Origin of the sequence: Sphingobacterium sp. UBA7038 (genome assembly GCF_002494055.1) — a bacterium.
Taxonomy (GTDB): Bacteria; Bacteroidota; Bacteroidia; order Sphingobacteriales; family Sphingobacteriaceae; genus Sphingobacterium; species Sphingobacterium multivorum.
Map to the genome: position 1 here is coordinate 158,905 of NZ_DLAV01000005.1, position 8,799 is coordinate 167,703.

Consider the following 8,799-nt stretch of genomic DNA (forward strand, 5'->3'; position numbering starts at 1 on the left):
ATGAACAAAATAACCACAGTTACGAGACGACATATAGCCGATAGGTTAACGGTTGAAAAATTATGGTATCACGGAAGAATGAATGAGGCGGACTTCCTTAACCGCCTTTATGATCTCAATTCAATGCCTTCGACAGATTATCGATCAGAATATAATACGGCTTACAAGGACATTCGTCAACATGCAGATATGAATCCTGGGGATTGGCAACCTGATTGGGTATTCACAGATAGTCGGTTTAATCTAATGCATTGTGATGATGAAAGTTATTTAAGGTTTTTAACCGAAACACTACATCCTAATGTAAGACCTGAAGATGGTACAACGGATAGAATTGTTGAGATTTACAATGGATATTTACAAAAGGACGGATATCAATTTTATCAAATTGATGAAATTTCTGGCAAACCTATTTTTGGCTGGACTGCCGAAAACAATGGTCAGGTTCAATTAGCAGCCAAAGCAACAGACATCAAAAAGTATTTGAATACGGAATACGTAAACAAAAAGATAAACCAAATGAATAAAGCAATCATTAGTGATACTGATGTTGCAATTGGCACCGGTAAAGAACTACTGGAAACTATTTGTAAGTCTATTTTAAAACACAAGGGTGTTGAAGCCGATAAAGGTTGGACACTTCAACAACTATTAAGGCATACCACGAATAGTCTTGATTTCAAACCAAAGGATGTTAAAAATCCTGATGCTGCTGAAAGTTCTATAAAGCAAATTTTAGGAGGAATAGCAACAATAGTTCATGGAGTAACTGAACTCAGGAACAGCTATGGTACTGGACATGGTAAGGATGCGGATTTTAAAGGATTGGAAAGCAAATATGCTAAGTTATTCATAGGTGTTGTTGCTGAAATAGCTATCATATATTTAGCAACAAACGGCGAAACAGAAATCGTTGAGTATTAAAAAATGGTTGATTATGTATTTGGCATCAATTTCTATTGAAAATTACAAAGGAATCAAAGCTCTAACCGTTGATTTTCAAAAAGATATAAATGTAATTATAGGCGAGAATGGGAGCCATAAAACAGCGTTAATAGACGCAATACGTTTGTTGTATAATCTTGGACAACAACAGCGGGAATTATATGTAACAACCGAGGACTTTCATTTAGGTTCTGATATAATAAAGATCAGTTATGATTTTAAGAACCTTAGTTCCGAACAAAGAGGAGCCTTTTATGAGTATTTAGTGCTTTCAGAAAATGAGATAAATGATTTTGCCAGAATCACCCTATCCTATAGAAAGGACAACCAAAAGATAGTGTTCAGTTACTCTACTGGTGAAGTTGAAGGCCAGAAAGCAGATAGTGAAACATTTCAACTTTTCCTGCACTATTATTTGGGTGCATTGCGAGATAGTACCAGGGACTTGTTGACAAACAGAGGTAATACTTTAGGAAATCTTATAAGCCGACAAGTAGAGAAAAACCAAAGTCAGTCATCTTATGAAACACTTATGAAGAATGCCAACAATGAATTACTGAAATTAAAAGAGGTAATTGATTCAAAGCAATCCATAAATTCCAATCTGGCAGCAATCTATAAACAATCAATTGAGAATCAAATAGGATTAAGAATTGAAGATTCAAAAGCAGAATACATCGTCAATATCATCAAGCCATTCTTACCTCATAATAAAGAAACGCTTGAAGGAGAGGGATTCAACTTAAAACAAAACAGTCTGGGCTTTAATAATCTCATATATATAGCAACGGTTTTGGGTGATATTAATCATCAGTTGGAAGATGATACTATTTCTCACTTTGCTTTATTGATTGAAGAGCCTGAAGCGCACTTGCACCCCCAATTACAACTTAGTCTGTTTGAATTCTTAAAGGAAACGAATGGAAAAGAGAATTCGCAGCTATTTATCACAAGCCATTCACCAACGCTTACATCAAAAGTTCCTATTGATAATTTGATATTAATGAATCAGAATAGTACAGCAATTAACATTTCCAATTGTTTTGATGGTAGAAAACCCAATGAGATAATAGAGGATGATGAAGATACTTTTCAGGATGATCCGAAAGCAAGGAAAAAACAGTTGGAACGATATATTGATGTTACAAAATCACAGTTATTTTTTTCTAAAGGAGTACTATTTGTGGAGGGCATTTCAGAAGAATTATTAATTCCTGCTTTTGCTAAAATACTCGACTATAAATTAGAAGATTATAAGATTGAATTGGTTAATGCTGATGGCACTTCTTTTTATCCATTTATCTATCTGTTTAATTCAATTGATGCTCAAAAATCACTTTCTATACCGCTATCTATAATAACAGACGATGATAGATTTGTCCAATCAAAAGACTCAAAATATTCATTTAGTAATTTGATAGCAGAACTGGATACGGTTAAAGAGTTGAAAGAAAAAATTGAAGGGGCTTCTCCTGTAACAAGAATAAGCAACATTGCGGCCCTGATCAAAGAAGTTCCAGAGGTAATAAAATTAGAAACGGCATTTAAAACATTCGAATTTGTTTTAATCAAAGAAAATCTAAGAAATTCTAAAGAAAGTAATGCGGAGAATTCACTCTGGCGATTTTTAATGCAGCATCCGGGTTTAAAGAAAAAGATGTCTAAGATTACAGAATATTTGAATGGAATTGTTGGCGATGAATTAACTGACGAACAGCTTTACGCTTTATGTCTATTGACATGGAAGGCATTGCCTGCCAAAGCGGAATTTGCGCAAGATTTTTCAATTTATTTAATGGATAACTTACAAAATGCTAAGGAAAATTTTGTAGTGCCACAGTATATTAATAGGGCAATTTGTCATTTGGTAAATCAAACATTGAAATGAACTATATTTCTACCATAGAGCAACAAGCTTATATTGAAACATCAGGAAAGATAGTGTTGAACGCCTGTCCTGGGAGTGGAAAGACTTCGACGATTGCACATAAGTTGATTCGGGTGGCTAAGGATTGGGGGACTATTTATGGTAATTCAGGTGGTATTGCCTGCTTATCTTTTACAAATGTAGCAAAGAATGAAATCGCGGAAAAATTCAGAGAAACAAGCGATTTTCCACTTAGTTACCCCCATACTATTTCAACCATTGACAGTTTCGTAAATATGTATATTACCCTTCCATTTATCCATAAATTGCTGGGCGGGGATAAGCGGTTTAGAATAGTTGATGACGTTAGTTATATTGACCGATTATTTCGGAATAACTGGCAATATATAAAAGCGTATAAAAATCTCATATATCGTTTTGAACCAAGCAAAATTGATTTTGATATTAATGGAAGCATCGTTTGGGACGGACACGATAAAAGTGGTGATGCCGACTTCGTTAAATATGGAAAAGCAATAAAGGGAGGGCAATATAAAGCGTTGTTATTGAAGACCTCAGATTCTGCTTTTTTGGCATTACAAATACTGCGTAAATTTCCAAGAATATCAAAATATTTAGTTGCAAGATTTCCCTATTTGATAATAGATGAAGCTCAGGATACATCAGAAATCCAACATGCAATTCTAGATGAATTAATCAAGGGAGGGTTACAACATTTGGATCTAGTCGGTGACCCGTATCAATGTTTATACCAATGGAGAAATGCAAGTCCGGAGCTATTCCTAAATAAGTTTGACGATAAAGAAAATTGGAATGGAATGCGTCTTACGGAAAATAGGCGGTCCACTCAAAGAATAGTAAACGTATTTAGCCCATTGAGAAGGAATGATGAACAACCAATAACTTCTCCCAATAATACTGAAACCGATCTATTCCTGCATATTTTGAAATATCCCATTGGATCTCCAGGCTCAATTATACCAATTTATGAAAAGCTATGTTTAGATCATTCTTTTGTCGATAATCGGGTTTTGGTTAGAGGAAATACTTTACGGAATTCTTTATTAGGAAAACATGCCTCGTTTGAACCTTGGAGTCATGACTTACCATATAAATTGATTGAAGCTAAAATTCATTTGGAGTCAAATGAAACCAAGGAGGCTATTCGTAAAGTTAAGAGGTTATTTATTGGGTTGATGAATCCTGACTTAGATTATCAAGCATTAAAGGAAAAGGAAGATGAAGCACAATCTAATCATGCATTGCATGCACAGTTGTTTAACCTAGTTCGGACTATACCGTCTTTTGATTTACCAATAAAACAGTGGACATCTGAAACTGAAAACTACCTTAAAAACGCTCTTGCTTTGATAGATTGTCCCAAATTCGGTATTCGGACAAGATCTTCCAAAAGCTTTGATATAAAGAATCTTAATAATCCTGTTAGTCAATACTTCAAAAAAGCCACTACCGAAAGTAATCTACCAATAACAACTATACATCAGGTAAAAGGAATGACATTTGACTCTGTTCTACTCATTTTGAGTGAAAACAATGCAGGTCAAAACATATCATTAGATTATTTCATTAAACCTGAAAATATGCCTACGGAAAAACAAAGATTAATCTATGTAGGTATATCTAGACCACGAAAATTATTATGCTTGGGTGTGCCGATAACGTATACAGATAACGAATTGAAAACAAAATTCGGGGAAAATATTGTAATACTTCAAAGTAATGATTGAAGTGTGTAGAATGAATTAGAAGACAGTTTTAGCAGTCGACTAGCGAGTTTTTGCATTAAACTACATTTAAAATCTCTTTCATGAATCATAGAATATTTTCACATATTGCCATAATAACCAGATCCGTAAGCTCTCCCAATCTAATACGATATGACATAAAAACAATCTACTTCCGCGCGTATTAATCTCTTATTAGGTTTACTAACTTGAATCGATCTTTTTGAATCATAGATTGTTATTCACGATCTTAATATGAAATATTCTTTTCTTAACAAATATCATTAAATTTAACAAAGTATTGTTGGCTTATATTTATTAATCTATTGATAACCTCATGAATAATACCAGTAATCTTCATAGTGCTGATGGTAGCATCCTGGGATTTTTGTATCAAATTGAAAGGGCAATGATGTGGTTAAGTTCTTCCGACTTGGACGCTTATGTTGGAGTCGAGGTTGATGATGATATCACTGTTAAGTTAATCAATGGTGAAGATATCAAAAATATCTATGAACAGGCAAAGCACAGTCAAACTTCCAGAATCCCCTATTCTGATCGAAGTGTAGATTTATGGAAAACATTAAGTATTTGGATTGAGGCTGTTACTGCTAAAAAAATAAATATTGAACATTCTATATTTTCTCTTTTAACCAATAAGAGTTTACCCAAAAGCCGACTGGCTATTAGAATAAAAAATGAAATGCTTGCCAATGAAAATAATGTTAAAAGCAAAAATGAAAGTATTTCTAAATTGGCAGTAGAGCTCAAGGATATTGCGTCTAAATTGCCAAAAACAGTGAAGCCCTATGGGCAAGTGGTTATAGATTGCCCAACCGATCTTTTAATTAAAATTATAGACAAGATTACAGTACTAGATAACAATTATAGCCACATTACAAAAGATATAAAAACTGCGATTAGAAATAATTTAAGCATATCCGAAGATATTCCCTTTGATTATATATATCAGGGGTTATTCGGTTTTGTTTCTGATTCGCTAATAATGAGTTGGAGAAACCGTGAACCGGGATGGATAAGTGTTAGAGCATTTAATCAACAGTATACGCAACTACTTACGGAGTTTAAGAGAAAATCCTTTTTTGAACGAACTGTGGACTCACTACCAGTAGAACCGGCGGAAATAGCGAGAAATCGCGGAAAGCTGTACGTAGAACAATTAAAAAAGATAGGATGTTCCGAAAATGAAGTTATTGAGGCGATCCATGATTTTGTAAGGGCAGCATCAGAACGTAGTCGATTTGCTCAGGATGGTGAAATCTCAAAAAAGAAGTTCGATTTGTATTTTGAAGATTTAATAAACCATTGGACCTCGATTTCCCGGCCAAAATTTAGGTTTGCTAAGGCAGACGAACTTATCCAAGTTGGATACGAGGTTTATTATAGCTCATTGTTATATAAAGGGAAATTAAATAACTATGAACCGGAACAAGGGTATACACATAAAGGATCCTACCATTTCTTGGCTGACCAAGTTAGACTTGGATGGCACCCGGAGTGGGAAGTTCTAAAAGAAAAGCCAGAAAAAAAATGATACTGAATGAGTTTGATATTTTCCAAAACAAGGTTTTAGGAGCACATGCGATATGGGAGTTCTCAAAAAACTTTCAACAGACTAATAAGGAGAAAGCCTTCCCAACTTTATTGTTGACAATGCCTGTTTTGCCTCTCTGTCTTAACAGGCGGGTTGTCAACGGAATTAAAGAGCGTAATTTCAAAACAGGAAGTTTATTACGCGCTTTAGAAGAGAATAAAGACTTATTCTCAGGTTTGCAAGATCGGATGGAAAGCATGGCTAATTTAACTTTAGAGTCGATATATTTGGGCTCTGTTGTTGGACTTATCTCTTATGATAGGGATCGATCGCTTATCACTTCAACAATTAAGTCACTTCCTTCTAAAATCAAAGAAAATATGATGAAGAATAGCGAATATATGGATATTATCAATGCCTCACGAAGAATTGGTGCATGGTTTGGTCTCTTTAACGAATCGGAAATATTACTTTACTTTAACCTTAAATTCTGATGGAATTTAGAATAAAATCAATCTTTCTAATCCCTAAAAATCCTGAAAAATCCATTCGGACAATCGAATTTGCGCTTGATAAAGTGAATGTAATCACTGGTGGGAGTGAAAAGGGGAAATCTACATTGATAGCAATTGTTGATTATTGTTTAGGTAGTTCTAAATGTCGAATCCCTACTCGAAAAATACGCAATTACACTGAATGGTTCGGTCTGCATATTACTTTGGCTAATAATCAGGAATTAATTATAGCGCGTAAAGAACCGGGAGAATTGATCGCCTCTGGAGATATGTTTATGAAAGAAGGGACCAATCTTATAGTTCCCAATGCAATTTTAGGAAATTGTAATGTAAATGAGGTTAAAACACGTTTAAATAATTTAGCCGGATTAAGTGGATTAAACTTTGCAGAAGAGGGTTCAAAAATTGGTTTTGAATCACACCCTAGTTTTCGAGATTTCGTTTCCTTTCTTTTTCAGCCCCAATATATTATTGCCAATCAATCAAGTCTGTTCTATCGGACAGATCAAATGGCTCAACGTCAGAAACTAATTAGTATCTTCAACTATGTATTACAAGCTGTAGACAATACGTACTTGGAATTGAAAGAAGAATTAAAGCAAATAGATCGCGATTTAAATGACCTTAATAAAGAGATTGATAAAAAAACTAGAAGCATTAATAGATGGATCGGACAACTAAGAGGATATTTTAATCAAGCGAAAGAATTTGGGTTGTTGAAAGATGACGGTTATCCTGAAGAAAATTGGGGGACATTAGATTATATTAATAAGTTGAAGAAGGTTCCTGAAGAGTTGAACTCTCTTACATCATTTCAGGTATCTGTAGATTCGGTCGCAATTACTTCCAATAGGATTTCAGAGCTTACTTCCCTTGAATTGAATATAGCATATGATATTCAAAACCTTAAACACAGACAGGAATTACTAAATAGATTAATTGAGGGGAACAGCAATTATCGTGATGATTTATTGCAACAGCATGGTAGATTAAAAACGAGCAGCTGGTTTAATCAATTGCTTTCAAAACATGAAGAGGAATGCCCTTTTTGTTTATCTAAAACTAATAATGGCAAAAAATATATTGCAAAATTAATTAAAACAAATAATGAAATAATTTCAAAAGGAACCCAATTAAACGATAATGTAACTGTCCTCAAGGGTGAACAGAGAAAAGTATCTAGTCAGATCAGAATGCTTTTAACAAGGCTAAATGAGGCTAGACAAGAGCTCAGCGTACTAAAGCGGAGTGGTGATGAGGATAACAAACGATTAAATACGATAAATTCCATTTATCGTTTTGGTGGTATGATTGAAACAGAATTGAGTAATTATGAATCTTATACCAAAGATACCTCTGCTCAAGACGAAATTAAAAAATTAGAAGCTAGAAAATTGGCTATTAACAAGCAGATTAATCAGGACATTATTGACAATAAAGTAAAAAAATCTAAGAAAATAATAACTGATGCGATCTCTTTTTATGCAGAGAAATTTAAGGCTGAAAACCACGCAGAGTTAATCCAGTTTAACGAAAAAGATTTAACACTTACTTTCGTCTCAGAGTCCGGTAGAGCCGATGCTCTTTATGAAATAGGATCAGGGTCTAATTTCATGGCATATCATATTTCGACTATATTAGCTTTTCATGAATTCTTTCTTGGTAGAACGAAACATCCGGCTCCAAATTTTGTTTTCTTTGACCAACCAACTCAAGTTTATTTCCCTGAAACCGATATTGAAATCAGTGAAAAAAGTGAAGATGTTACTCGGGTAAGACGAATTTTTGAGGTTTTAAATGAGGCTGTGAAACGGACAAAAAACCAGTTGCAAATAATAATTCTTGAACATGTTGGTGAATATGCTTGGACTGGTTTCGAAAATATTATAAAGGTTAAACGATGGAGAGATGATGAATCAGATGAAGATGACAGGGCATTAATTCCAAATTCTTGGTTTGACTAAATTAACAAAAGTAGGCGTATTATTCATGGTCCGGCTATTACATATTCATTTTTCGAATTATAGAGTGCAGTAACGAATACTATCAAATGTAAAATGATATTTATGATAAGCAGCTTCTGTTCTTTAAAATTAATTTTTATATTGGTTAACGGTATTGATCCTAACTAAGACCGTTGCAAAAGTGTTT

At 34.0% G+C, this 8,799-nt stretch carries 6 protein-coding genes; all 6 read left to right on the plus strand.

Annotated features, from left to right (window positions below; all coding sequences use genetic code 11):
• Positions 1 to 924, plus strand: coding sequence for an abortive infection family protein (locus B3H30_RS01800; protein ID WP_286833067.1), 924 nt, complete (start codon positions 1 to 3; stop codon positions 922 to 924).
• 13 nt (positions 925 to 937) lie between these two features.
• Complete coding sequence (locus tag B3H30_RS01805) at positions 938 to 2,833, plus strand: ATP-dependent nuclease (RefSeq protein ID WP_286833068.1); 1,896 nt, start codon at positions 938 to 940, stop codon at positions 2,831 to 2,833.
• Entirely contained in the window at positions 2,830 to 4,581 is a 1,752-nt protein-coding gene (locus B3H30_RS01810; RefSeq protein ID WP_286833069.1) for an ATP-dependent helicase, read from the plus strand. Before B3H30_RS01805 ends, B3H30_RS01810 begins: the two co-directional genes overlap by 4 nt.
• Positions 4,582 to 4,915: 334 nt before the next feature.
• A complete protein-coding gene (locus B3H30_RS01815) occupies positions 4,916 to 6,133 on the plus strand; it encodes an ABC-three component system protein (protein WP_286833070.1) in 1,218 nt (405 codons plus the stop codon).
• Complete coding sequence (locus tag B3H30_RS01820) at positions 6,130 to 6,627, plus strand: three component ABC system middle component (RefSeq protein WP_286833071.1); 498 nt, start codon at positions 6,130 to 6,132, stop codon at positions 6,625 to 6,627. Before B3H30_RS01815 ends, B3H30_RS01820 begins: the two co-directional genes overlap by 4 nt.
• The gene (locus tag B3H30_RS01825) at positions 6,627 to 8,612 is read left to right on the plus strand and encodes a DUF3732 domain-containing protein (protein WP_286833074.1); all 1,986 of its coding nucleotides are present in this window, start codon (positions 6,627 to 6,629) and stop codon (positions 8,610 to 8,612) included. Before B3H30_RS01820 ends, B3H30_RS01825 begins: the two co-directional genes overlap by 1 nt.
• Positions 8,613 to 8,799: the final 187 nt, after the last annotated feature.